General features: G+C 58.6%; 20 protein-coding genes. 2 read left to right on the top strand and 18 right to left on the bottom strand.

Annotated features, from left to right (window positions below):
- Positions 1 to 5: 5 nt before the first annotated feature.
- The 18 genes from P0M12_RS18885 to P0M12_RS18800 all read right to left on the bottom strand — a co-directional run bounded on the left by P0M12_RS18885 (position 6) and on the right by P0M12_RS18800 (position 21,982).
- Positions 6 to 1,172, bottom strand: a complete 1,167-nt coding sequence (locus tag P0M12_RS18885) for a glycosyltransferase family 4 protein (RefSeq protein WP_256520454.1) — start codon at positions 1,170 to 1,172, stop codon at positions 6 to 8.
- Positions 1,169 to 2,065, bottom strand: coding sequence for a glycosyltransferase (locus P0M12_RS18880; RefSeq protein ID WP_277376703.1), 897 nt, complete (start codon positions 2,063 to 2,065; stop codon positions 1,169 to 1,171). Before P0M12_RS18880 ends, P0M12_RS18885 begins: the two co-directional genes overlap by 4 nt.
- Positions 2,062 to 3,273, bottom strand: coding sequence for a hypothetical protein (locus tag P0M12_RS18875; RefSeq protein WP_277376702.1), 1,212 nt, complete (start codon positions 3,271 to 3,273; stop codon positions 2,062 to 2,064). Before P0M12_RS18875 ends, P0M12_RS18880 begins: the two co-directional genes overlap by 4 nt.
- Entirely contained in the window at positions 3,270 to 4,481 is a 1,212-nt protein-coding gene (locus P0M12_RS18870) for a glycosyltransferase family 4 protein (RefSeq protein WP_277376701.1), read from the bottom strand. Before P0M12_RS18870 ends, P0M12_RS18875 begins: the two co-directional genes overlap by 4 nt.
- Before the next feature lies 1 nt (position 4,482).
- Positions 4,483 to 5,808: an O-antigen ligase family protein gene (locus P0M12_RS18865; RefSeq protein WP_218748177.1), complete on the bottom strand. Its 1,326-nt coding sequence runs from the start codon at positions 5,806 to 5,808 to the stop codon at positions 4,483 to 4,485.
- Complete coding sequence (locus tag P0M12_RS18860; protein WP_042925727.1) at positions 5,795 to 7,318, bottom strand: sugar transferase; 1,524 nt, start codon at positions 7,316 to 7,318, stop codon at positions 5,795 to 5,797. The genes P0M12_RS18865 and P0M12_RS18860 overlap by 14 nt, the downstream gene beginning before the upstream one ends.
- An 875-nt stretch (positions 7,319 to 8,193) precedes the next feature.
- Positions 8,194 to 8,496 carry a GNAT family N-acetyltransferase gene (locus tag P0M12_RS18855; protein WP_232508989.1) on the bottom strand — a complete coding sequence of 101 codons (303 nt, stop codon included), beginning with the start codon at positions 8,494 to 8,496 and terminating at the stop codon, positions 8,194 to 8,196.
- A 417-nt stretch (positions 8,497 to 8,913) separates the two neighbouring features.
- Positions 8,914 to 10,359, bottom strand: a complete 1,446-nt coding sequence (locus P0M12_RS18850; protein ID WP_277376698.1) for a polysaccharide biosynthesis tyrosine autokinase — start codon at positions 10,357 to 10,359, stop codon at positions 8,914 to 8,916.
- 639 nt (positions 10,360 to 10,998) lie between these two features.
- Positions 10,999 to 12,324: a UDP-glucose/GDP-mannose dehydrogenase family protein gene (locus tag P0M12_RS18845; RefSeq protein WP_003943638.1), complete on the bottom strand. Its 1,326-nt coding sequence runs from the start codon at positions 12,322 to 12,324 to the stop codon at positions 10,999 to 11,001.
- 52 nt (positions 12,325 to 12,376) lie between these two features.
- A complete protein-coding gene (locus tag P0M12_RS18840) occupies positions 12,377 to 13,345 on the bottom strand; it encodes a GDP-L-fucose synthase (RefSeq protein ID WP_003943641.1) in 969 nt (322 codons plus the stop codon).
- Positions 13,342 to 14,373 (bottom strand): GDP-mannose 4,6-dehydratase, encoded by a 1,032-nt coding sequence (gene gmd / locus P0M12_RS18835; protein WP_181991934.1) that lies wholly within the window; start codon positions 14,371 to 14,373, stop codon positions 13,342 to 13,344. Before gmd ends, P0M12_RS18840 begins: the two co-directional genes overlap by 4 nt.
- Positions 14,374 to 14,473: 100 nt before the next feature.
- Positions 14,474 to 15,538 carry a polysaccharide pyruvyl transferase family protein gene (locus P0M12_RS18830; RefSeq protein WP_118602908.1) on the bottom strand — a complete coding sequence of 355 codons (1,065 nt, stop codon included), beginning with the start codon at positions 15,536 to 15,538 and terminating at the stop codon, positions 14,474 to 14,476.
- Positions 15,531 to 16,742, bottom strand: a complete 1,212-nt coding sequence (locus tag P0M12_RS18825; RefSeq protein ID WP_277376696.1) for an oligosaccharide flippase family protein — start codon at positions 16,740 to 16,742, stop codon at positions 15,531 to 15,533. Before P0M12_RS18825 ends, P0M12_RS18830 begins: the two co-directional genes overlap by 8 nt.
- Before the next feature lie 70 nt (positions 16,743 to 16,812).
- The gene (locus tag P0M12_RS18820) at positions 16,813 to 17,352 is read right to left on the bottom strand and encodes a DapH/DapD/GlmU-related protein (RefSeq protein WP_064443236.1); all 540 of its coding nucleotides are present in this window, start codon (positions 17,350 to 17,352) and stop codon (positions 16,813 to 16,815) included.
- The gene (locus P0M12_RS18815) at positions 17,349 to 18,629 is read right to left on the bottom strand and encodes a glycosyltransferase (protein WP_164490553.1); all 1,281 of its coding nucleotides are present in this window, start codon (positions 18,627 to 18,629) and stop codon (positions 17,349 to 17,351) included. Before P0M12_RS18815 ends, P0M12_RS18820 begins: the two co-directional genes overlap by 4 nt.
- A 26-nt stretch (positions 18,630 to 18,655) precedes the next feature.
- Entirely contained in the window at positions 18,656 to 18,994 is a 339-nt protein-coding gene (locus tag P0M12_RS18810) for a DapH/DapD/GlmU-related protein (protein WP_277376694.1), read from the bottom strand.
- A gap of 215 nt (positions 18,995 to 19,209) precedes the next feature.
- On the bottom strand, positions 19,210 to 20,385 hold the full coding sequence (locus P0M12_RS18805) for a glycosyltransferase (RefSeq protein WP_082661466.1): 1,176 nt from the start codon (positions 20,383 to 20,385) through the stop codon (positions 19,210 to 19,212).
- Between the two features lie 100 nt (positions 20,386 to 20,485).
- Positions 20,486 to 21,982: a sugar transferase gene (locus P0M12_RS18800; RefSeq protein ID WP_231917461.1), complete on the bottom strand. Its 1,497-nt coding sequence runs from the start codon at positions 21,980 to 21,982 to the stop codon at positions 20,486 to 20,488.
- A gap of 874 nt (positions 21,983 to 22,856) precedes the next feature.
- Between P0M12_RS18800 and P0M12_RS18795 the strand changes: the two genes are divergently transcribed.
- On the top strand, positions 22,857 to 24,323 hold the full coding sequence (locus tag P0M12_RS18795; RefSeq protein ID WP_231917221.1) for a hypothetical protein: 1,467 nt from the start codon (positions 22,857 to 22,859) through the stop codon (positions 24,321 to 24,323).
- Positions 24,317 to 25,768: a glycosyltransferase gene (locus P0M12_RS18790; protein WP_058038950.1), complete on the top strand. Its 1,452-nt coding sequence runs from the start codon at positions 24,317 to 24,319 to the stop codon at positions 25,766 to 25,768. The genes P0M12_RS18795 and P0M12_RS18790 overlap by 7 nt, the downstream gene beginning before the upstream one ends.
- The last annotated feature ends 11 nt before the right edge of the window (positions 25,769 to 25,779 follow it).

The raw sequence follows: 25,779 nt of genomic DNA, 5'->3' as shown, positions 1-25,779 counted from the left end.
CTGTCTCACCACTTTTCCGAGTTCGTATGTCGACGTTCATTGCACTGGCCGTAGCTGCGCGACAAGACCGATTTCAAGCGGGACCGAGTCCAATCACGCTGCGGTTCAAAGAGAGAAAGCTCGGTCTCGACAATCGATCGAGCGATACGAGAGGAGAGAGTCGACGCCGGAGCAACCTGGATCGTCACGGCGTTCCTACCTGCCAGTGTCGGCACACCGCCGAGATCCAAACAGACCACCGGCAGGCCCACCGCAGCCGCTTCGGCCGCCACCCAGCCGCCCGAATCGTGCATGCTCGGGAAGAGCAGAGCGGAGGAGGCCCCCATCTCGCTTACCACTTCCGATCTGTCGCGCCATCCGCGAAGCGTGACCTGACCGCGCCGATACGGAAGCGACTTCTCGATCCGCCCGCGGGCGGGTCCGTCCCCGACAAAGGTCATGGACCAATCGGTGCCCAGCTGCTCGAGCGCATCCAGAATCAGGTCGATTCCTTTGTATTGCAACAGTCTTCCTACGAACAAGAGTCTTCGTTTCGGTCTGGGTACCGCTTGCTTCTCGATTCCGTCGTAGTCCAGAACACAATTGGGTTGGACGACGACATTGCGTGCCCGCGGTGCGCCTCGTCCGCTGTCGGAGTTCATCGCGATGAAAGTGTCGACTCGTCCGGACATGAAGATGTGTGTCAGTGACCGAACGGCTTTCGTGGAGCAGGTCCGAACTGCCGTGGTTGCCAGGTACCGCATACCGATGCGCCTGGCGAGCGGCATCGGCGGGTAGGTGTTGCCCCCGGCAGGCCCCCATACCAGTCGTACTCCGCCGGCTCCACCGAACAGCACCGGTGGGGGCAACCAGTCGGAGGCGAACGTTGCATGATGCAGGACGTCGAAGTTTGCCGCTTCACGCCGAACGAACAGTGAGGTGTGCCAGAGCCATCGGAGGTATCGACCGTACGATCCGGCTTCTTCCGCGGGCAAAGTCGCTATTCGCACGACACGAACTTCGCAACCGAGCTGTTCACACTCTGATTCCAATTCGGGAGCCTCACCGGAGCGAGTCACCACCGTGATCGACTCACACAGTTCGGAAGCTGCCGAGAGAAGCGCCCAACCCGCACCGGATTCACTCCCCTGATTCGGATCGCAGGCGTATGCCGTCATCAACAACCGTGTCATCGCGCTACCACCAGCCTCTGTGCGCGCGGCGTCCGAGAATCGCTGCGGCTGAATCGCTCTGAGAACCAACCGATGTTGCGTGCACCGTTGTCGAGAACCACGCGCTTGATCCGTGGACTCATCAAGGCAACGGGGATCAACGTCGCCGACGCGAGTACGAGCAGAGCGCGTTTGGCACTCTGAGCCGCCAACAGTGGCAGCTCGAGCTGTCCCTGACAGACCGCGAGGATTCGTCCGTTGTTGACATACCGGGCGAAGAGCCAGGAATCCCGACGCCGATCCTCGTCTACCGGTTCGTACGCAAGCGCCTCGTCGCACCACACCAACCGGACACCGCCGGCGCTCATCCTGAGCGTGAACTCGGTGTCCTCGCCGCCAGGTAGATCCCAGTTGTCACTGAAGTTCAAGCCGTTCAAAGCCTTCAGGTCCAACAACAGATTTCCAGCGCCTGCAGACGCAACCGGGGTGCCGGTCGAATGGCGAACGCGAGTGTGCAATGGAAGTTCCGAGGCAGGCAGACCCACCGGAATCACAGGACCGGCCACAGCACCTGCGTCGAAATCTGCGGCGCAGGTGAGGAGATTCGACAGCCAGTCGACATCGACGTACTCGTCGTCGTCGACGAAGACGATGTAACGACGATCTCGTGCACGGGCGAGATCGACCAGCGCACGTCGCGCCGGAGATACCCCGCCGAATCCGAGATGCAGTCGTTCGATCCCGTCGGCAACATACGTCGGCGTGGTGGATTCCGGATCGTTGTCGCCTACTACGACCTGGGCGGAGGCACCGGAAGCCTGGATCGATGCCCGGACGCTGTCGATGCAGACAGCCAGTTCCGATTCACGACGAAAGGTCAAAATCGCCACTACGACGCCGTTGGGATTCTTCATGAGAGGTCAACTTTCGGTCGGGCGTCACGGTTCATCGAAACCAGAAGTGCGACGCTCGCGCTGGCGCACGCCGACACGGCCAATGCTCCTGCGACGTATACGGCGCTGTCGGTCAGTCCCGCCCCGAGAACGATCAGAAACTGTAGAGGCAACAGCATGGCGCGAAATGTGTTGAGGTTTGCGGTCTTGTCCACGACGCGGATCGAGGTACCGACGCCCAGAAGAATCCCGTTGAACGCCACCGCCAACCCGCACAGCAGAATGACCGGTATCAAGTTCGGAAGGTGCGGCCCGACCAGATGATCCATCAATCGCACTCCCGAGAGTCGAATCTCGAGCGTGAGACAGATCAGCGAAACGCAGATGATCGAAACCCAGAAGATCTGCAAGCCCACTCGGCGGCCGAGTGCCATGCACTCGCTCGGGCTCATCGCTTCGACACCACTGCCGAACTTACGCATCAGAATTGGCGAGATGCCCGCGAACATCAAGGACAGCGGACCGAGCAGTGTCTGGGCAGTTCTGATCTCACCGATCATCGAGATCGACGCCACCACAGTGAGTATCAAGAACATCGCCTGCTGAGCAGCTGATCCCATCAATATCTCGATCGCAAACGGCACTGATCTATATCGGTGAGTGCGCGAGTACCTGATCGACGGTACCGGCGGTACCAGACGCATAGATGCGTGACCGAGAGCGAGCGCGACGAAGACACCGACCGTATAGGTCACGAGTGCAAGTGTCAGATTCTCGACCAGGAAAGCTGCAATAAGGACGAACGAGAGTGTCACGATCTGTATCGACACAGAGATCCAACTCGCACCGTCGTGCATCAGCATCGTGCGTATCACGTCCAACACCACGAAACCAGCTGCAGCCAAGGCGTATACCGTGAGATTCATCGAGTCCGAGCCGGCGATCACGAACAGTGCCCACACCGATGTCACCGATACCGCCGCCAGCACGATCGTGGGCGCCAACGCCGGTCCACGCTCGTCGGACCCCGCCCCTCGCGACAGCCAGACGTCGACGCCGATCGCTCTCCCCAGTGCCAGTGCCAACAGACCCGCCGATTGAATCACGGCAACCTGGCCGACTTCGATCGGACCACCGAGTCGTGCCACCGAGGTGAGAACGACAAAAGTGAGGACGCTCGAAAGCCCTTGATCGGCCATGAATGTCACATGCCGAGTGCGATCTTTCACGATCTCACCTCGTCGATGAGCTCACGCATCGACGTCGCCGCTTTGCGCGATGTGAAGCGATTCGAGTAGTGACGATAAGCAGATCTGCGTATCGCCGATCGATCGTCCGCTCCGAAGATTCGATCGAGGGCCTCGCGTATCGACGACTCTTCCAAGGTATGGAGAGGCGTTCCGCCCGGTCCGACGATGTCCGCGAGTGCACCGTTGGTTGCGTAGATCACCGGGGTGCCAACCGACATCGATTCGATCGCAACGCGTCCGAACGGTTCTGCCCATTGAGACGGCACCACGGACGCCGCACTGTCGCGAAGTATCTCGATCACATCTTCGTGCGAAGTGAATCCGGCCAGCGTGACGTTGTCGAGAGCTGCGCTTATGCTGGAGATCTCGCCGTACTGCGGTCCGTCACCGAGAACTGTGAGCGAGGGACTTCCAGCGCCCTGCGGCCAGTTGCGCACCAAATCCAGGACGCCCTTCTCCGGTGTCAGTCGGCTGACGCACACAACCGAATCAGTGCTCCGAAACTCGGGTTCATTTTCTTCGAATCCGAAGTTCGGACGAACCACGACGCGGCCAGAACTGATCAGTCGTCCTTCGACCAGACGTGCTGTCGTCGCGCTCGTTGCGACGAACCTGTGCTGCTTCCACCCAAAGACGCTCAGCTTGACCGCCGTAGCGCTCAGGTAGCAGACAAGGCTCTGCAGTCGGCTGTTTCCGTAGCATCCGTTGCGGACACAACTCGTGAAGTATTTGGTGGAACCGCATTCGGTGCACGTGCCATCTGCGCGCAACTTGGCTGACGGTGTGGCGAGGCGATAGTTCCGAACCGCCTGCAATGTAGGAATTGCGGCGGCTCTTGAGGCCACGAGCAACGAAGCCGAGAACGCCGGCCAGAGATTGTTCACGTAGATGACGTCGGGGCGCTCCGAACGGATGATGCGCAACGCATCGACGAGTACGCGAGGACTGAACACTGCGGTGACTGCCGCCCACGGTCCCCGGGAGATCTTGGAATTCTCGGTGGTGCACTGAACCGTCTCGTATCCGATCGATTTCAGGAGCTTGGATTCGTTGGCGAAGCTCTGCTCCTCACCACCCGGATTCCGATAGATCGCATGGAACATCAAGGCTTTCGGCGGCGTGAATCCACCGGTGGACGTCGGGTTCACTTCAGGCTTCGAACGCGCTACATCGAACGACTTGTACATCTCAGTGACCTCCTCTTCGCTCCGGAGCGAACCTGTACGCGTCGTTCTTGTCGGCACGAACCCCACGGATCGACAACTCGGCGTTGCCCGCACTGTGAGAGCGGTGGGTCGAGGGTCCGTACGGCGCCAGGAAGACCCATGCGATCAGCCACATGGCGCCGAAGAAGAGCGTCGACTCCGTCAAGTCCATCGAGAAGACGAGAACCATGATCGCGACGACGGCGATGTACTCCGTTCTGCTGCGGGCTCGCCCGAGCGCCGTGCTCAGAAGCAGGTAATAGCCGGCCAACAGCAGCAGGAATCCGATCCAACCGATCTGCAGCCGAATGTCGAGCATTCCGTTGTGTGCGCTGGTCGCCGGAAAGGACAGCTTTGACCGAATCATCTGCCCCACTGCACTGTCCGGCGCCCACACCGAGCCGAAGCCCCATCCGAGCAGAGGCCGCTGTTCGGCGTAGTAGTCGGATACCGTCCAGAGATGTAACCGGCCGGTCAGCGTGACATCTCGCGAGAGTAGCGCCGCGACATCGGGTCCGAGCACCTTCATCGCGCCGGACACCCCGAGGTACAGGCCGATGATCACAGTCGAGGCGAGGTGAGCGTTCGGTGTCCGTCGAAAGCACCTCAGAGCAAGCATTGTCGCCAGCGCAATCCCCGCAGCGACGAGACCGGTCTGGCTCCGGGCCTCGAACAACACGATGCCGGCGACAGCCATCGCCGCCACCCACGGAATACGCTTGACGTCGGGAAGCATGAGCATGACACCGACAAGTACAACTTCGATGGCAGCCATTCGTCCCAAAGTGTTCTTGTGCGTGAAGATTCCGCGATAAGCAACGGCGCGGGTGTCCACGTCGATGCCAGTCGAAGGATCGAGGAACACGACCATCAGCGACAGCACGAGAAGTACCAGCAAGGTGAGGGCAACAGTCCGCACTCGCACCGCGAAGGTCAACTCACGGGCGACGATGATTCCCGTGATCGCCAGGCACACGACGACGATGCCGGCGACGGCGGAGTTCCGGGGCAGTGTCGACCAGTACCAGCTGGTTGCCGGGACGCCGGCCGAGATCATAAGCGTGAAGACAGGCCACGTCGTATTGCGTGAGTATCGCCGGTCGAGGAAGTAGACCAACGCAAGTGTCGCCGAAAGAACGGCCGAACCGTGTACGAGCAACGATCCGAGCGCTGTCCTCTGCGTGTACGCCTGAAAGGCTCCGCTCGCGCCGATGACCGCGATCACCAATGCCGTTCGCAAGATCAGCGGATTGTTCGGTGCCTCATTTTCGCAAGGCGCCGGTACCGCCTTCTTGTCAGTAGGCGCCATCACTTCCCACCACCGCCTTGAGCGTCTTCGCGACGATCATGACGTCACCCATCATCGACCAGTTGTCGACGTAGGAAAGATCCAGGCGGACAGTGTCTTCCCACGAAAGATCAGAACGTCCGCTGACCTGCCACAGGCCGGTGACACCGGGCTTGACCAGTAGCCGACGACTGACCGCACCGTCGTACATCTCGACCTCGCGCCGAAGCGGTGGCCGCGGGCCTACAACGCTCATCTCACGCCGGAGGACATTGACGAACTGGGGCAACTCGTCGATCGAGTATCGGCGCATGAATCGACCGACCGTCGTCACACGCGGATCGTCTCGCATCTTGAAAAGCACTCCGGCGCCTTCGTTCTCCTTCATCAGCGCCGTGACCTGTGAATCCGCATTCTGGACCATCGAGCGGAACTTGAGCATGGGGAACGGCTGACCGTCCAACCCCATCCGCTCGGACTTGTACAGAACCGGCCCCTTGCTCGTGAGCTTGACGGCGATCGCAGCCGCCAGTAGCACCGGACTGATCACGGCGAGTACCACGGTTGAGAAGACGATGTCGAAGGTCGTCTTCGTGAACTTCTGCGCGCCGTGATAGCGCGGACGCTCGACATGGATCAGCGGAAATCCAGCGACCGGGCGCATCGAGAGCCTCGGCCCGGACACATCCAGAATCCCTGGTGCAACAACAAGGTCCACATGATCGCGCTCGAGATCCCAGGCCAACGTGCGCAGCCTTTCCGGTCCGAACCGCTCCGACGCCGTCACTGCCACCGTGTCGGCACCGACCTGTTCGATTGCGTTCGTGACACTGTGCTCGTCTCCGAGCACCGGAATGTCCCGACCGTTCACTGTGACAACTTCGCCCACGTCTCCTCCGTAGCCGGGTACGCAGACTCCGACAACTCGGTATCCATGGGCATCGTCGCGCTCGAGGTTGCGTGCAAGATCGACAACCGCCCCTCGCACACCGACCACAAGTACGGCAGTTCGAAATTCACCTCGGGCTCGCTCACGAGCAATCACCCGTCGCCAGATCCAACGACTCGCGATCAAGGCGGTCAATCCCATCGGAAACGCCACGGCAAGGTACAGGCGCGCGATCTCCAGGTGAAGGAGAAGGCTGGCGATCGCAATCAGTCCGAACAGGCGGAGCGTTCCGACAGCGATCAATCGGTACTCTTCAGGGCCGCTTCCGATCACGCGAGGAGATCTGGTCCGAAATACCCTCAGTACGGCAAACCAGCCGACAATCAGGGCGAAAGACAGTGCGGTGTAGCTGAAATGGCCGAATGCTTCACCGTCGACGACATCCGCGTCGCTACCGAATCGCCACCATTGAGCCAGAAACACAACTGCCGCAACGATGATCGTGTCGGTGATCGCCAGACGACGAAGATACGCAGATTGCCATTTCCTGCGTGCGGAAACTCCACCGGCCCTCTCCGGCGTTACTCGTCGGTGTTGTTGTGGCCGCTCTTTCGTGGGCGCGGCCATCTCGAGAACCGTCATGTGTTCAGAAACCTTTCCCCATGCACAGAATTCGGCCTGAAGATGTTCACCGGCCGAGGTCCATCGGACCGCCTTGCCGATTCCCGAAACTTCGACAGCGAAGCAACTGCTCCGCATTGCTGCGTTCAGTGCGAATGGTCGCATTACGTGCGCCTTGCAGTTAACCCGGCGACTATTGTCAGGCCTCGGCCCAACTGTCGATTATTGCGGCATTGCCGCAGCTCACACCCCGTGATTGAAGCAGAGTCCACTAACAACCCAAACACAGGACGATCGGCGATTTCTCCTCGCCCGCTGACGTCGCCGGCCTCGATATTGCCAGGACTCACATCTTGGCAACTCTTCGGCTAGCTGGTCAGTACCAGTGAGGAGTTTGCCACATTCCGGACAGCGTGGCAATAGCGCTTTCCGAAGTTCTTCCCGACGCCAGCATTGACGTCAGTTATTCACCCTCCGACAAGAAGGAGTGAACATTGCTCACCATTACCATTGCGTACCTATAGTTTTCATCGCCTAGCCCATTTGGGCTCCGCGTTTGGACGAAAACCAGCACGCGGTTGGTAAACACTCTGCAATCCATACTTTGATGCGCTCAGCGTCGACTCAGCCCTGGACGATTGTTCGACACTTCGCCTCTGGGCGTCTTACCTACTCCTGGCCGGCATTGCGCGAACCTACGATCGGGCGACACCGAGAATTCAGACATGCAAAAGGAGGAGTGTGGACCGCCAGCGATCGCCTGTGAGGTCCTGAAATGCTTGCAGCACAGCCCAATTAGGGACATGCGAGTTGCGCAGCCGCTCGGCTGCAAAGCGGGGCGACCGCTACCGATGGCTATGGCTATGGCCATGGCAAACGTGTGTGGCCGTGTAGGGTCAACGGACGCTCGACACGCTCGTTCGCACCCAGTAGCGGAGCGTGTCTCTCGAACAACCGACATTGCGGGACAACTGATCAGCTGGGCGCACGCTCTCGAGTAAACCCCCGCACGCTTCGATTGCCTTACGCGAAACCGGGTTCCTTTCGTCGCAGGTAACCAGGACGCGACTGAGCCCCACCGGGTCGCCGACATACGCGAGCACCTCACCCAGAGCAGTCGACGCTATCCCTTTCCGGCCCTCCGACCGACGGACCCCGTGGCCGATATGACCACCGACATCGGCCAAGAACTCGTTCATGCTGAGTCGCAGCTGGCCGACAACCCCCGCACCCGCTGTCCAAATCCATCGAGGGATGCCAGATCGACATCTAGGCGTTGCGAAACTCTCGAGGCCGAATCGGGCTGGTCCGCCTGCGGTCCGCCACACTCGCTACGCGATTCCAACCAAGACACCCACAAGGCCTCGTCGGTCGCAACCAGATCGACAGTCATAGAGGCACCGGTCAAGCAGGGACAGCTGAGACCGCAGCGTCACATCCCGCATGCCCGTGCCTACCCGATTACTGCGACGGCCGATGAACCTGCATTCCGGCAGTGCGCGTCGCAGACTCAGAGGACCCGACTGGAGATTGCGTCCGATTCACCACACAGAGAAGGGCCCCCGAGCATTGCTCGAGGGCCCTATGAGGCGTCGGGATTTTAAAGTACGACCAGGTCAGATGACTGTCGACGTGACCTTTCGTTCGCCGACTGGATTGCTGTCCACGGAACCTTCCACGGCCACGTCAGCGACAACCGGATCGGAATCGTAGTAGTACTTGTACTCGTAGACACCACGACCGTTCAGCGGGGTCATCGTGATGACAGTACCGAGAATCGTCGCGCCCACACTGTGGAGATTGCCGACCGCCCTGCTCAGCTGTTCCCTCTTCGTCGTGCCGTGACGAGCAATCACTAGCGCACCGTCCGCCAGCGCTGAAAGAACTGCAGCATCCGTAACCGGAAGCAACGGCGAGGCGTCGATGATGACGTAGTCGAACCTTCTGCGGAGATCGGTAAAGACCGCATGGGCAGTGTCAGTCCCCAGCAGTTCGCTCGGGTTCGGGGGAATCGGACCTGAGGCAAGAACCGTCAGGTCAGCATTGCTCGTGACTTGAAGTACGTCGTCGAGATCTGCTTGCCCGGCCAGGACCGAGCTCAGACCGACGCTTCCGATAAGTCCGAGGTACTTCGAAACGCGAGGCTTACGGAGGTCACCTTCGACGAGACACACCTTCTTGCCTGCCTCGGCCAACACGAGTGCGATGTTCACCGCAGTCGTGGTCTTTCCCTCGGAGGGAAGAGAACTCGTAACGACGATGACACTCGGTGGGCGATCCACGGCCAGGAACTGCAGATTGGTTCGCAGCTCGCGGTACGCCTCGGCACTTGCGGAGTTGCCCTCGTGGAAGTTGATCGCTTGATGAACTTCGCGTTCCTTGTCGAACGGAATTGTTCCCACCATCGCCGCGCCGGCGATGTCTTCGACCACCTTGCGCTCTTTGACGGTGTTGTCCAGGCGATCACGCACCACAGCCAACCCGATCCCCAGCAGAAGCCCGATCGCGGCACCGAGCGCCACGTTCCGCGAAGTCTTCGGCGACACCGGTTCCACGGGAGTTTGTGCTCGCTGTTCGACAACGACGCGCGCAGGTGCTGTGCCACCATTTGCGGGAGTACCCAGATCTTTGACCATCACGACAAACTCGTCCGAGAGCGCATTTGCGATTTCACGTGCCAGTTCAGGCGACGCATCTTGCACGCTCAAATCGAGCAGTACTGTATCCGGCGCCGATGTGGCGGTCACCTTGGACGAAATCTCCGCAGCGGAAAGCCCGCCGAGTCGATCGGCCCCGACTGAATCGATCGTTCTCTGTGCCAGTGTCTCGCCGGTAAGGAGCTTGGCGTAGGAAGTGACCAACTGCTGTGAGAGCTGGTTACCTTGGTAAGCCTCGTTCACGGTTGTTCCGGTAGAAGTCGACACGAACAGGCGCGTGGAAGCCTGGTAGATCGGCGTGGCAATCAACGAGGCGCCCAATGCGCCCAAGATCACGACCACAGTGACGACAGCGACTATCTTCCACCGTGCCTGCAAAATCTTCAGGTAGTCCCGTACATCCATCGTCGAATCTCCTTCGGCTCGAACACGTATCACGTCTTCGAGTAGTAATCGACAGCCGCTGTCGAGCCGCTGCACTCAATGCAGGCTGAACGAGGCAGCCAATCTTCTATCGCGTGTCCCTGCGTCACAGCGCGAGGTATTTGCCGAAACAGCCAGGGGGGAGAGGCCTTCACGGCATCTCACACATCTCACTTCCTGGCCGATGCATGATCGGGAAGTGGCGAACACGCGACACTGACAAACCCGCGACACTGACATCGGGCCCACTCACACATCGCGCAGAGCAGACACAACGTGCAGCCAGGCTGAACTCTACTGCGTCATTGGTCTTTTCACCACCGCAACGGAGCCTCGAAACTTCCTAGAAATCGTCAGTCGACCGTGACGACCATGAAAGGGTCACATACCACAGCGGGCCGTAGGACCAACGTCCGTCGACGACCAACTACGCAACTTGCCGCCGGAAGTTGATGCATACCAACCGAACAAGGCATCATGCCCCTCACCCTGTGATGCACGAGCGGCTATCCCAGCATCTCCCCCGGCCACAGCTCGCTCGCTGACGGACTTTGGTCCCGGGCACACGGCTACTTCCCCTCGATGCCTACAACACCTACCCTCCGTGAAGGTTTCACCGGTTTACGGCCTTCCGAGACCTCGGTAGGTCCACCCTGCGTCGCGCCAGGTGGTCGGTTGCAGACAGTTACGTCCGTCGATGATGACCTTCTTGCGGACGACAGGTTCGAGGTCCGACGGCAACAACTTTCGAAACTCGGTCCACTCGGTCAGAACCAAGACGACATCAGCGCCTGCACACGCTTCAAGTGCGCTCGAAGTGTAAGTGAGGGTGGGGAACAACGCCTTCGAGTTTCCCATCGCCTTCGGGTCATAGACATTGACGGCAGCGCCTTGCAGCTGAATCTGCCCGGCAACGTTCAGCGCAGGTGAGTCGCGCACGTCGTCGGAGTCAGGCTTGAAGGCTGCACCGAGAACCGCCACATTGGCTCCGAGTAGAGAACCACACGCTTCTCGAGCCAGTTCGACCATCCGAGTACGACGACGCATGTTGATGTTGTCGACTTCGCGTAGGAAAGTGAGTGCTTGATCTGCTCCCAGCTCACCAGCACGTGCCATGAAAGCACGGATGTCCTTCGGTAAGCAGCCCCCACCGAAACCGATTCCGGCGTTGAGGAATCGCCTACCAATTCTCTCGTCGTGGCCGATGGCATCGGCAAGAACGGTCACATCCGCACCTGAAGCCTCGCACACCTCCGAGATCGCATTGATGAACGAGATCTTCGTTGCCAGAAATGCATTGGCTGATGCTTTGACCAACTCCGAAGTCGCAAGGTCGGTCACAACAAAGGGAATACCTTCGTTCAAGAGTTGCTCGTACACTTCACGCGCAATCGATTCCGCACGTCCGGGTCGATTGCGGTCGACCCCGAGCACAAGCCGGTCCGGGTGAAGCGTGTCTTTCACCGCGTAGCCTTCCCGGAGAAATTCCGGGTTCCACGCCACCTCCACGTCTTGTCCGGCAGGCGCCAGTTCCCGTGCCCGCGCACCCAATCGCTCTGCTGTACCGACTGGCACAGTTGATTTCCCGAAGATTACGGTCGGCCTGGTCAAGAGGGGTGCGAGTGTCTCGATCACCGAATCGACAAAACGCATGTCGGCCGCGAACTCCCCCTTCTTCTGCGGCGTACCGACGCCGAGGAAGTGGATGTCGGCGAACTCTGCGGCCTCCTCGTAGGAAGCCGTGAATCGAAGACGTCCCGCGGCTATGTTGCGGCGCAGTACTTCCTCGAGTCCCGGTTCGTAGAAAGGAACCTCCCCAGCTTCGAGCATAGCGAGCTTGTTCGGATCAACATCCACCCCGAGAACCTCGTGACCCAACTCGGCCATGCAAGCTGCGTGTGTCGCCCCGAGGTAGCCTGTGCCGAATACCGCAATACGAGAAGTCATAACGATGTCTGCCTGTCGAAGTCGAGTTTACGTCGAATAATGCTGTAGTACTTCATGTCCTGATCGAATCGACGTTCTGTCGATACCACTCCACGGTCGATGCGATCCCCGCACGAAGATCAATCTTGGGCTGCCACCCCAAATCTCGAAGCTTCCCGATGTCAAGCAACTTCCGCGGCGTCCCGTCAGGTTTCGAATGATCCCACTCGATCTCGCCGTCGAACCCGATCTCGTCCGCCACGATCGCAGAGATCTCCGCGATGCTCTGGTCCTCGCCTGTACCAACATTGACGTGTTCTGCTCCGTCATAGTGGTCGAGCAAATGAAGGCAGGCATCCGCCATGTCGTCGACGTGGAGAAACTCGCGCCTCGGCGTCCCGGTGCCCCAGTTCACGACTGAAGCAGCTCCATCACGGCGCGCGTCGTCGAAGCGTCTGATGAGGGCTGGCAGCACATGAGAGCCCTTGGCAGAGAAGTTGTCACCCGGGCCGTAGAGATTGGTCGGCATCGCGGAGATCCACGGACGCCCGAACTGCTTTCGAACAGCCTGTACCTGCAGGATTCCCGCGATCTTGGCGATGGCATATGCATCGTTCGTCGGTTCCAAATGACCGGTCAGCAAATATTCTTCGCGAATCGGTTGAGGAGCGAATTTCGGGTAGATGCAGGATGATCCGAGGAACAGCAGGCGATCTACGTCGAACTCGGCCGCCGCGTCCATCACGTTCACCTGGATGCGAAGGTTGTCGGAGATGAAGTCCACCGGCAGTGTGCTGTTCGCCAGTATCCCGCCCACCTTGGCTGCCGCGAGGACCACGTTCTTCGGCCTCTCGGCGGCGAAGAACTCGAACACGGCACCGCGGTCGCGAAGATCGAGTTCGGCGGACGTGCGACCGACAAGGCGATTGAAACCGTCGGCCTCCAAACGACGCCAGATCGCTGAACCCACGAGTCCACGATGGCCCGCGACGTACACCGCATCGTTCCGATCGAGGGACTTCTGCGCGTACTCCCCCGTCATCGAGCATGCTCCCAATCCACCAGGTTCGGGCGGTCGATCCACGGCTTGCCCTCACACTTCAGAGCCTCGATGTCCGCATCGACCATGATTCGAGCCAGCTCGGGGGTATGTACAGTCGCCTTCCAGCCGAGCTTCTGCTCCGCCTTACCTGCATCTCCGATCAACGCATCTACTTCCGTCGGCCGCAGATAGCGCTCGTCGAAGCGCACATGATCTTCCCAGTTCAGACCGGCGTGCTCGAAGGCCACCGTCAGGAAATCCTTGACCGAGTAGTTACCGCCTGTCGCGAGCACGTAATCGTCCGGCTCGTCGGCCTGAAGCATCCTCCACATTCCCTCCACGTACTCCGGCGCGTAGCCCCAGTCGCGGATTGCATCGAGATTACCCATGTACAAATCGTTTTCCAGGCCGGCCTTGATCCGCGCCACCGCTCGCGTGATCTTGCGAGTTACGAATGTTTCGCCTCGCCGCGGAGATTCGTGGTTGAACAGAATTCCGTTCACGGCAAAGATCCCGTACGCCTCGCGGTAGTTCTTGGTGATCCAGTACGAGTACACCTTCGCCGCACCGTACGGCGATCGCGGATAGAAGGGAGTCTGCTCGTCCTGCGGAGGCGGTGTCGCACCGAACATCTCGGAACTGGACGCCTGGTAGAACCTGCATTCGAGACCAGCCATCCGGACTGCTTCGAGCAACCTGATCGACCCGATTCCCGTCGTGTCTCCGGTATGTTCGGGCTCGTCGAAACTTACCCGTACATGTGACTGCGCTGCGAGGTTGTAGACCTCGTCCGGGCGTATCTGTGCGAGAAGAGTGACCAAACGCGCCCCGTCGCTGAGATCTCCGTAATGAAGGAACAGTTTTGCATCCGGCGTGTGGGGATCCACATACATGTGATCGATTCGAGCCGTATTGAACGTGGACGATCTACGAATAAGTCCGTGGACCTCGTATCCCTTGCTCAACAACAGCTCGGCCAGGTATGAACCGTCTTGGCCTGTAATTCCGGTAATCAGTGCACGTTTCACTTGAAACTCCGTCCTCGAAGCAGATACTTGTCTGCGAGTAGTCATCGGCCGAATTGTGTTGTGTGGGAGCAGCGAACCCACAACCAGAACTGAGAAACCCTCACGGCATTACTGCCTCCTTGATCCGCGATCTCAGATCCTCCAGTTCCGCGGCAGCGGAATCCATTCCGCGAGAGATTCGGGTAGATTCGTCGTGCCCTAGATTCAAGCTGCCACCCGTCGCATCGTCCATCCAGGAGGCCTGCGGTGCGAGTACCGGTTCCAGCGAATCCCTCAGCTTCGGTACCGAACTACTACCCGACATCACCGGTATCGATCCGCCTCGAGCGCTCAGGATCAAAACATGGAGGCGGTCACTGACGGTTACGGCGGCGCGCTCGTACAGGGCGCGGACAGCCGACTCCTGTTGCCGATGGGTCGTGTCATCGTCCCATCCCACGTAGGGAATACCCAGCGTCGCAGCAACTTCGCGGTTGTGGCTGTCGTCCTCGACAACCTGGCAACAGGCCATCAAATCCAAACCATTTGCCGAGAACTGACTTTGGATCGACCGAAGGGACGCGTAGTTCACCGGTCGGTCATGCCGAAGTGAAAGCAAGGCTATTTCTCGGCGCGCAGATTCTCGGCCAGCAGACTTCGCTCCGTCGGATACACCGGCCCCGAACGCGAGATCGGGATAGAACCGACTCTTACCTCGCAGGTACTCACACGTCCTTTTGTCACGTGCCGCGTAGACGTCGGCTACGCCGACGAGGATCTTCTCGGGTACTGCCGCCATTGGGCTTCGTACCTCGATCGACCGTCCCAAAACGAGGACTCGTGTACCGAACATGCGAAGCACCGCAAAGACTGTCACCAACAAAGAGTGCTTGACGACGCTTGCTGCTGATGCCCCCAGAACCGCCGGCCCAGGTGCCATCACGATCACTGCCCGCTTTCGGCGCACTGTATCGGACAAAATCGCTCGCCAGAAGCTGATACCCGAATCCATCACCTCGTCGGTTGGTTCCCAATCGAAGGCATCGACGTACTCCGCGCTCATACTGCCCGAAAATACAACGGGTCTGAACCCCAGTTCACGCATGTAGTCGACTGCTGTTCGGCGTATCTCGATGTCACCCAGATTGCCCTGAGCTGCTGCGATACTCATGAAGAACCTACGCATGGGGATCCCTCCTCATTGCAACGACAACGACACAGGTCAGCAATGCGGTTTGAAGTACATAGCTGAGCGAGAGCGACCACCCCGCTCCGAGCGCCCCGTAACGGGGGGCAGCCAGCACGATTCCGACGAGGCAGATCAAGGTGCTCACAACCGTTATGTAGGAGACGATTTCAACTCTGCCCGTACCTTGCAGGATCGCATTCAATTGGGACGAGATCGCTGCGAAGATCAAACTGAAGCAGACGACCTGCATTACCGGTACCGCGTCTACGTACGCATCGCCCAAAATCGGTGGAACGAGTACAGGGATGACAGCTGCGATCACACCGAAGATCACCGCGCTTGCGATGCATACGTACATCGCGGGTCGCAGAATGCCCTGGGTGATTCGCCCGGTCGTCGAGCGCGCCGCCGCAGGCATGAGAACTGCCGCAAACGATGTGGGAATCAGCCGCAACGGAGTGGTGATACGACTCGTCACGCCGTAGATTCCGGAGACGGCCGGTGACGTGACAAGTCCAACCAGCAGTACGTCGAAGTTGCGCGTCTGAGTAGCAACGGAATTCAACCAGAAGTGCGAGGACTTGCCGATGATCGACTTGTACGAGCGTCTCGATCTGACACGAGTGATCGCCGGTCCGAGCCGAATGGCCACGAAGACAGCGATCATCGAAGAGAACGCGAGGCCCACGGAATACCAGAACACTGCGTCGACTCCTGCGAGCCAAGCGGCCGCAACAAAAACGAGAGCAAGTGCTCGCCGGAGGAGCAACGACACCGCGTTCTGCCAGGTATTCCCGTCAGCGAGTGGTAGCGAGAGCAGCGTCTCGACGTAATTGTCCAGAACAACCCAAGCTGTCAACGGCACTACGAACCAAAGCTTCGGCTCGAAGACCGCGGCTACCGCCGCGGTAAATGCCAGCAATGCACCGACGGCCAGGTTGGCGCGGCGCGAGAACTCCAAGGTCGACGCGATGAGGGGTTCCTGGTCACCCAACGCACGGATCCGAACCAGAAATGGGGTGAACCCGAAGTTCAGAATGTTCTGAAGCACCAGTCCGACACCATAAGCCGCAGCGAAGATTCCAAAGCCGGACGGACCGGAGATACGCGCGAGTAGGACCATACTCAGTGCCTGAATCAACGCACCGACAAGACGTCCGCCGGCGATTCCCGTGAACTGAACCACCAAGGGGTTCGTCATCACCTTCATGTTCCACCACCCGGGCACTCGAACGAGTGCGGAACCCCGGCGCAGCGCGGTCGTGCGCCCTTCATGGTCGTCCGATCGACGAAACCGGGGCGCGGACGATCGAACTCGCCGGAACATCGGATGTAACAAGGCAATTTGCGCCGATAACCGAGTGGTCACCGACCGACGTGCCGCGGAGAATTGTGGACCTGGCCGCAATCCACACTCCGTTGCCGATGACGATCGGTCCGTTGTCGAACTCGAAAGTCCGTGACTGTCTGCTGTGACTGCCCGCGCACAGAAAGACGTCCTGCGAGACACAACTGTTCGACCCGATACTCACCGGTTCGAGATTGAGGATCCATGCTCCCTCACCCACCCAAGTGTTATCACCGATCGACAGTTTCCACGGCCAATGGATCTTCACGCCGTGCCGAATCAGGACTCCATCACCGATCTCAGCGCCGAACAGTCTGAGAATGGCAACTCGTATGCGTGCCGGCACGAACCAGGCCCGGAACAGTGGTGCCACCGCGAGCCAGGCGACCTGCACTGATGCCGGACGTCCCTTGTCGTATCCTGCCCCGGTGAATTCGCCGAGGGAGAGCTGCGGGTGTGTCATCGCGCTCGGGCTTGCGTCGGTCGAGTCGGCAAACTGTCTCGATTGATGAGTCCGTCGAAGAGGTCACCGAACGCGGTGGTGGCAGAGCCGGGAGACAAGGTTTCGTGCACGTACTCCCCCCCGTTTCGCGCGAGTTGAGCGGCACGGACGGGGTCGGAAACCAGCATCTCTATTTCACGTACCAATGCTTCCGGATTTCCGGCGTCAACACGTACTCCCGCCCCGGACAGGGCGATCTCCTCGCCGGAGGCACTGTCCGAAGATGTAGCCGCGACGACAGGTACCCCTGAAGCGAAATACGATGTAAGTTTGCTCGGAACGGCCATACTGCGAAGATCGGCCAACTCGTTGAGAAGTAATGCGTCCGCTGCTCGCAGCACATCGGTGAAGTCCTCGCCGCCAACAGGATCCATGAATTCGATCCCGGTGCATCCCTCGGACAGCTCTTCGAGATGGGCCCGCTGATTCCCATCCCCCATCAGTACGAATTTGATGTCGGACTGGCGCGGCCCAAGTAAATGCGCGGCGTTCACCACATTCTCGAGCCCTTGCTTTGCACCCATATTGCCGGCATGCAGAACTATCTTCTGTTCCGGCCCCCAGCCCAATCGCTTTCGCGAATCTTCTCGGGTGCAGGCAGACTGGGAGAGATCCAGGTGGGTCCAGTTCCTGATGACTGTGACGCTGCTCGAGTCGACTCCGAGGTTGTCCTGCGCATGCTTCGCGAACCGCGGGTGGATCACGACGACGTGATCGGACTTTCGCAAGATCCAGGATTCGGCTCGATCGACGAGAGACGACAGGCCTCCGCTCAGCTGACCGGTCTCGGACGCGCCCAGTCCGTAGAAGTCCTGCACCCACAGCACCACGGGTGTGCGCGATCGAAGGAGCCTGGTCCTGATGACAAATGCCGCCGAGGACAAAAGTGTAGGACTTAAACACAGTATGAGGTCTGCTCGATGGAAAAGAGTCGCCCAGGTCGCCCTCAAAGCGAAACTTGCCTCCATCAGAATTCTTCGCAGGAAGCTGGGATTCCGGGGGATGTAATGACGAAGTCTTTGAACCGTCAGATTTTCTGACTGCTCTACGGAAGACAGACCTGAGAAGCCATCCATCTTTCGCCAGAATGGATAGTGCGGATACCCTGTCACTACCCTGACGTCAGCACCGGCATCCGCTATCGCATTTGCCAAACCCTCCGTGTAGGGAGCGATACCGGTTGGCTCAGGAGAATAGTTGATTCCCACGATCAGGATTTTATTTCCCTGATTATCCATCGTGCTCATTTCCCTTTTCAGCTAACTTAGGACGGCAGTCCGTGCACAGCTTGCAGGTGTGCACTTCTCTCCGTGTCACTCTCGAATCGTTCGGCGACTTTCCGTGCCGGAACTCCGACATTCACCGAGAAACTCTCGACGTCGTTCGTCACGACCGAACCGGCTCCGATAACCGCACCGTCACCGATCTTCACACCGCTCAATATCACCGAACAGGCGCCTATCCATACGTCTGTTCCAATTTCGACAGAATCGCGTGCACCAGGCTGACGGTCCCCCACCCACGTCGACGCGAGCATCGGAATACCCACCTCGTCGATCGCGTGGTCTTCGCGCCCCACGATGTAGACGTTCATTCCGATCATGACGTGGGATCCGATGGAGCCGTCTACCTGAATAACGGTTCGGGGTCCGACGCTGACATTATCGCCGATATTCAGCCGGTGAGGCGCACTGATGATGGCTCCACGGCCGGCGTTGAAGTCGCGCCCTACTGAAACATTCCCGTTCGATATTGCGAGTCCATTCATTATTCCGCGAAGGGCTCGCCTGACACCTGACGGTAGGCGTGATCGGTTGCTCATCGTACGACCATCTCCTTGGGCCATCCCTCATTGTCGAATTCGACGACCTGACCTCGCAACGCAGCAGAGATCCCCGATGCCATGGTTTCGGCGGAATAGAGATCCCCTACCTTCGCTGAAACTTTCTCCGCTGGAACGGGATTGGAGACAAGATGCAAGAAGTAGTCTCGCAGCGCCGCAGCCAGCGACTCCTCGGTCGTCGGTGAGTAACTCTGCATAGGACCGACAGCAGCAAGTTCGATCTCGGGGGCGTGCGGGGCGTCCTCGGGGTACAGCATCGGGACTCCGAATCCCAAACTCTGAGTGACACTCAACCCGACGTATCCGGGAGAGATCGACATGATTGAGCGTGCGTAGATTTCAGCAAGTTCGATCGGACTTTCAATGCGTCCGTGTACCACAACGGACTCTTCCAGACCTAAATCGAGAATTTGCCGTTCTATCGTTTCCACCGCATTGCCGAAACCCACGATTTCCAACACGGCACCCTCGTCGACGAGGCCTGATTGGTGGAAAGCCGGAACCAATTGATCGACGTTCTTCTCGGCAACCAATCGGCCGACATAGACAATTGATTTACGCGATTCACCGGTGTTACCAGCGTTGATGTCAGCGCGTTTGTACAAAGAATTGGGTGCAACCCAAACTGGTTGGCCTGGAACCTCGAGCTTGGCTGGGACCACACTGGCGTACCCGTAAAGAATGGTCCCCTGAGACAAGCGGCGCATCGTTCTCCGAAGGAAAGCCGTCTTCGACGAAGAACCTTGCCTGGGATGCAAATGGCCCCAAAGAAGAGTACGGCGACGCGCTATTCGTCGAAGGACCAAAATACTCCACGATGTGAGACTACGGGGGTTCAAATCCAGGATAGTCACGGACGCTGAAAGCGGATTTTTCCAAGAACCCACCTGAAGAAGAACCTTGTCACCGAAGATTCCGATCCGTCGAACGCGGTCGTAGAAATCCGTGTCGATGCCAGTTCGTACCGTGGAATCCAACCCGTAGTCCGAAGCCAGAATATCGAGATTTCCTTCCTCCATCTCACGCAACACCTCGATGCACGGATTCCGATACGTTGGAATCACCGCCAAATACATCGAGTATTTTTTTGATGACATCGAGCCTGCTCCCCCAAAGTTCTCATCGAGCACCACCGATTGGCCAGTGTGCATTGCGCAGTTCCCTTACTTCGGATCCCAGGCAGGGTTCGCCGGGAATGGCGAATCGGATTCGCGATACGAATACGAAAGACTGACTGACTGACTGAACGGATCAGTATGCGCCGTCACTAGCCATTACGGCTTTGAGCGTCTTCACGACGATCATCACGTCCCCGACCATCGACCAGTTGTCGACATAGGACAGATCCAGCCGAACGGTTTCTTCCCACGAAAGATCCGAGCGCCCGCTCACCTGCCACAAACCGGTGATACCCGGTTTGACCAGCAGTCGCCTTTTCACGGCCCCGTCGTATGCCTCTACCTCACGCCTCAACGGCGGTCTCGGACCAACTACGCTCATCTCGCGCCGGAGCACATTGACGAACTGAGGCAACTCGTCAATCGAAAACTTTCGAATGACGCGCCCCACCTTGGTAACCCGAGGATCGTCACGCATCTTGAACAGGACACCGGCGCCCTCGTTATCCGACAGCAGGCTGTCGACCTGCGTATCTGCGTTCTGAACCATCGATCGGAACTTCAGCATCGGAAAGGGAACCCCGTCCAATCCCATTCGCTCCGACCGATAGAGCACAGGACCCCGACTGGTGAACTTGACTGCCAACGCCGTCACGATCAAAACGGGACTGATCAAAATGAGAATTACAGATGCGAAAACGACGTCGAAGGCTGTCTTGGCGAACCGTTGAGCACCGTGGTATCGCGGACGTTCGACGTGAATCAGTGGAAGGCCCGCCACCGGCCGCATCGACAGTCGCGGACCGGAAACATCCAGGATTCCCGGTGCCACAACAAGATCGACGTCCTTACACTCCAGATCCCAGGCCAGTTTCCGCATACCGTCGTAGCCGAGGTGTTCCGTCGCCGTAACCGCCACCGCATCGGCTCCGACCAAGTCGAGTGCGTCGGTCACATCGTGCTCGTCCCCGAGGACCGGTATTTCGTTGCCGTCGACCACGATGACTCTGTCGCGACGACCTAGTTGACTGGGTTGGCAGACGCCCACGACCCGGTACCCGTCACCGGGAGCTCGTTCGAAGGTTTGGGCCATTTTCTTGACTGCAACCGGGCTTCCCACGACTAAGACGGACGTCTGGAAATCGCCGCGCGAGCGCTTCCTCGCAATCACCTTTCGCCAGATCCAGCGGCTCGCCATCAGCGCGGTCAGACCGACAGGAAATGCGAAGGCCAGATAGAGCCGCGCGATGTCCAACTGCAACAGCAAGCTGACAATCGCAATGAGTCCGAAGAGGCGAACTGTCGCGACGAAGATTCGCCTGTACTCTTCGGGTCCGCTGCCGATCACACGAATCGAGCGAGTGCGAAAGATCCCCAACGACGATAACCACATCGCCGCCAATGCAATTGACACACCGGTGTAGCTGAGTTGCCCGAGGATTCCGGGGCTCACTGCGCGGCTGTCTCCACCGAATCGCAGCCATTGAGCCAGGAAAACCGTCGCCACGATGATCACCGAATCGCCCAGGAACAGCCTTCTGCGGTACGCCGTTTCCCATTCCCTCCGAGAAGTCGATCCGCGGCGGAGGTCGGGCACTGCGCGGGGAAGCGTGTGCTTGGTCTTGCCCAGTGTGGACACGTCGAGCGCCGTCACGTGATCAGTCCCTTCCTCATTCGTGGAATCCGTGTGTCGTTGAATCCGTGTGTCGTTGACAGGTGTTGAGCGTGATTCACCAGATTTGAGCAATTCACTGGAACAGCAAATTGCTCGCTTCGATCCGAAGAGTGCAATTGTTCGAGAATCGGAACGCTCTCACGCTCCGAGTGGATTACATTTCAGCACTGTCCGCGCGCAGGATCAAACGCAAAGTCGCCCCAGTTCAGGCCTGTAGTCGCCCGCACCCCTACCTATTCCAATGTGGCCGCAACGCAAGCGCTTTGCCTCTCACCGTTCGGAGGCGGAGCGCCTGGAACAACAGAACGAAAGATCGATTCAGAGGCAACTATCGCGTTACTTCGACGAAAGTGCGGCAAAGCGAAGGACCTTACTCGTCAGTAGGCGGTTGCCACAGGGCAACGCATTACCGATACGGCCTGAATAGAGGATCATTTCCATTGGTAACCAACGCAATGACTTTCGCCGACATAAGGTGCCTGCGCCGTTGGGGACCTACGTCCCCGGCAGGGATCTTGGTCCCTATTGCCGATTCGATGTGCAATTCGAAGGCGAATAGCCCTACAGCCCTTGCTGATACAGGCTTCAACATCGAAACAAGATCAGGTCACTCGTCCAGTTCGCAACAAGCAAGCTCCGAAAAGAAAATTTTCCTTCGTCTCAATATGTGGGATTTCTGCCCCGCTTCGGCCGTTCCGCAGCGGCCGGTGCTCGGATTCGCACCTTGTGATCGATCACGTAAGGTCGACCAAAGTCGGGTTCGCTGACACAACCTCGCTGCAGCCGACACAGCCGGAGTGGACGACCAGTTCGAATAGGACTACATATCTTGAAGATTCGCGACCTACGCACGCAGTCGGGAATTATCCCCCGCCTCACAGTACGTTGGCTGATGATTGCAGCCGCGACAATCTTTGCTTTCTGGCCCACCTGGACCAATTTGTGGAGGAGCACCGCGAGCGGTACCGCCATCGGATACGTTTTTGTCCTCCCTTTGCTCTGCCTGATAGCCGCCGTCGGAACAGATTTGCGACGCGGCCCGGACCTTCCGATCCACGACCGTGAGACGGACAAGATTGTCGGTGGTATCGGCTTACTTGTTTCTCTGGGTTTACAGGCACTCCTCATGCCACGTTTTGCCGAGAACTATGAATTGATGCATATCGATGTAATCGCGGCATGGGTATTTGTCTGGAGCGCAGCGGTTCTCATGTTCGGGCTGCGTCCGGTGAACCGCTACTGGGCAATCTGGGTTGTTCCGATCGTCCTGGCGCCGCTCATCTACCGCACGCTGGCGACCGAACTCGGCGGCACGCGATTCGACTACAGCATCATCATGGTGCTGGTCGCCTCGGCCGCAACGACGATCGCCGTCAGTAGGACCTGGAGACGGGGATTCGCCGGGTTCGTCGCTTCGTCCGTCCTGGGTGCTGCCTTGGTCTACTACCTCTCGCGGCAGTACCCGACTGCACCCTTGTTCAGCGTCCAGCTGCTACCAGCAATAGGTAGTGCGTTACTGGTAGGCGGGTTCTTCTACCTGTACGAGCGACGTGGAAGGTCATGGAAGCCGTTCGACCGTCCGCTCCGGAATCCCTCGACGTCAACCAGCAACTGGACGATCCTGGTGGTGTTCGCCGCGGCAATCGTGATGTTTTTTACGCCAGTGCCCACCACTCAGAGCGTTCCGGTCTCAGTAGGTCCGCCGGCGACTGCTGATCCACGCCTCATCGTCCCCGCCGGTTGGCGTGAGATCTCAACCGACGAATACGATTGGCCGAGAAAATACTTCGGTTCCACCTCGGCACTCACTCGCCAGACAATTCGTGCTGACACACCCAACCCTGCCTGGGACACCCAGATGCGACCACGCACCGTCCAAATGGACGTTGTTCAAGTGCGTCGCCCGTCTACTCTGTCTGTCTATCCGAGCAATACAACCTATGATCTCCAGAACGCACGTGTCAGCCCCACCGTACGAGTTGAGTTGACTCGTGGAGTTGTCGCGGAAATGTACACAGTTGTCGACGACTCCCTCCTACTCACCTGGAGCAACCTCAATTTCGTGTGGACACGCGGCGACGGTGCCGCACAACGCGTCACACTCTTGACAGTGGACAATCATGAACCGAATGCCTTGTTCCCCGAACCGAAACCATCGATGGCTTCGAATGGAAGCAACACCTTGGCAGTTCTACTCAGAGGCAGGATATCTACTGTCGACAGCGAATCTCAGTACAAGGATCTAGGTATGCTCCAGTCCCTCGGAAGGCTTGTCGTGGAGGCACAGAAGTGGTAGATCCCGATCTCTCGGTTGAGGACGAAAGCTCGGAAGAATTCAAACGAGTTGCACTTCACGATGCTGTGAACGGACTGCGTGAACGTAAACCGATTTCGTCGGCATCAGTTGCGTTCTATCCGTGGCAGCGCAACATCCTGTTCCTGATTCTCGTGATCACCGTTGTGTGTCTGGTCTTCTTCCTTACTCCCACGCTCATCGTTCTCACATTGGCATGCACGCTCGGGTACGTATGGGCGATGGTGGATCGCCTAGTGCTGTTCACACGAGGTCTGGATGCCTCCTCGATCGTGACGATCAGCGATCAGGAGGCAAGCTCGCTTTCCGATGAAGAACTACCGCACTACACAATCCTTGTGCCGGCGTACAACGAGCCGGAAGTAGTCGGAGACCTGATTTCCGCTATGCGTGCGATCGACTACCCCTCGAACAAATTGCAGGTGCTGTTGCTCCTCGAAGAGGATGACACCGTCACCATCGACGCGGCGACTGCCGCCGGAGTCGATGCCGTGGTGAGTATCTTGAAGGTCCCTGCTGCAGATCCGCGCACCAAACCCAAAGCCTGCAACTACGGATTGCACTTCTCTACGGGCGAGATAATCACCATCTACGACGCCGAGGACTCACCGGATCCGCTCCAGTTACGCCGTGTGGTGGCAACCTTCGCGAAGCTTCCATCGAATACCGCGTGCGTTCAGGCGAAACTCGCATTTCACAACGGGACTCAGAATTTGTTGACCGCGTGGTTCACGGCCGACTACGCCCTCTGGTTCAATTTCATCCTCCCAGGACTGATGCGCAGTCAGTCACCGATTCCCTTGGGAGGCACGTCCAATCACCTTCGACGAAGTGTGCTCGACGAGATCGGCGCCTGGGACCCCTTCAACGTCACGGAGGACGCAGATCTCGGAGTTCGCATCGCGGAGAGCGGCTACCGGACCGCTGTTCTGAACTCGACGACGCTGGAGGAGGCCAACAGCGACACGATCAACTGGATCCGACAACGCTCACGCTGGTACAAGGGTTACCTGCAGACTTGGTTGGTTCACATGCGTCAACCTGTGAAACTGTGGCGCGGACTCGGCACGGTCGGATTTCTACGCTTCACCATCTTGATGGCGGGGACACCCATTGTGGCGACACTGAACATGGCGTTCTGGCTGATCAGTCTGGGTTGGATTCTCGGCCAGCCCGAGGTCATCCACGACGTGTTTCCCAACTACGTCTATTTTCCCGCCCTCGTGTCACTCGTATTCGGTAACGCCGCAGTCCTTTACATGAACCTGGTGGCATGCCGAGAGACGCGAAATCCTATGCTGCTGATAGCTTGCCTGACCGCTCCGCTTTACTGGGTCTTGATGAGCATCGCAGCCATCAAAGGCACATATCAGTTGATACGCAACCCGTCTTACTGGGAGAAGACCTTCCATGGCTTGAACACGTAAGCTCAATTCCC

Origin of the sequence: Rhodococcus sp. RCBS9 (genome assembly GCF_029457415.1) — a bacterium.
Lineage (GTDB): Bacteria > Actinomycetota > Actinomycetes > Mycobacteriales > Mycobacteriaceae > Rhodococcus_F > Rhodococcus_F qingshengii.
This window is presented reverse-complemented; position numbering and strand designations above follow the sequence as displayed.

Excerpts from the sequence above, each read along its gene's own strand:
- P0M12_RS18830 (WP_118602908.1), bottom strand. The coding sequence starts at position 15,538 with ATGCGTAGGTTCTTCATGAGTATCGCAGCAGCTCAGGGCAATCTGGGT.
- P0M12_RS18840 (WP_003943641.1), bottom strand. The coding sequence starts at position 13,345 with ATGACGGGGGAGTACGCGCAGAAGTCCCTCGATCGGAACGATGCGGTG.
- P0M12_RS18860 (WP_042925727.1), bottom strand. The coding sequence starts at position 7,318 with ATGACGGTTCTCGAGATGGCCGCGCCCACGAAAGAGCGGCCACAACAA.
- P0M12_RS18870 (WP_277376701.1), bottom strand. The coding sequence starts at position 4,481 with ATGTACAAGTCGTTCGATGTAGCGCGTTCGAAGCCTGAAGTGAACCCG.
- P0M12_RS18845 (WP_003943638.1), bottom strand. The coding sequence starts at position 12,324 with ATGACTTCTCGTATTGCGGTATTCGGCACAGGCTACCTCGGGGCGACA.
- P0M12_RS18865 (WP_218748177.1), bottom strand. The coding sequence starts at position 5,808 with ATGGCGCCTACTGACAAGAAGGCGGTACCGGCGCCTTGCGAAAATGAG.
- P0M12_RS18805 (WP_082661466.1), bottom strand. The coding sequence starts at position 20,385 with ATGCACACTGGCCAATCGGTGGTGCTCGATGAGAACTTTGGGGGAGCA.
- P0M12_RS18825 (WP_277376696.1), bottom strand. The coding sequence starts at position 16,742 with ATGACGAACCCCTTGGTGGTTCAGTTCACGGGAATCGCCGGCGGACGT.
- P0M12_RS18810 (WP_277376694.1), bottom strand. The coding sequence starts at position 18,994 with ATGATCGGAATGAACGTCTACATCGTGGGGCGCGAAGACCACGCGATC.
- P0M12_RS18850 (WP_277376698.1), bottom strand. The coding sequence starts at position 10,359 with ATGGATGTACGGGACTACCTGAAGATTTTGCAGGCACGGTGGAAGATA.
- P0M12_RS18815 (WP_164490553.1), bottom strand. The coding sequence starts at position 18,629 with ATGGATAATCAGGGAAATAAAATCCTGATCGTGGGAATCAACTATTCT.
- P0M12_RS18885 (WP_256520454.1), bottom strand. The coding sequence starts at position 1,172 with ATGACACGGTTGTTGATGACGGCATACGCCTGCGATCCGAATCAGGGG.
- P0M12_RS18855 (WP_232508989.1), bottom strand. The coding sequence starts at position 8,496 with ATGAACGAGTTCTTGGCCGATGTCGGTGGTCATATCGGCCACGGGGTC.
- P0M12_RS18820 (WP_064443236.1), bottom strand. The coding sequence starts at position 17,352 with ATGACACACCCGCAGCTCTCCCTCGGCGAATTCACCGGGGCAGGATAC.
- P0M12_RS18880 (WP_277376703.1), bottom strand. The coding sequence starts at position 2,065 with ATGAAGAATCCCAACGGCGTCGTAGTGGCGATTTTGACCTTTCGTCGT.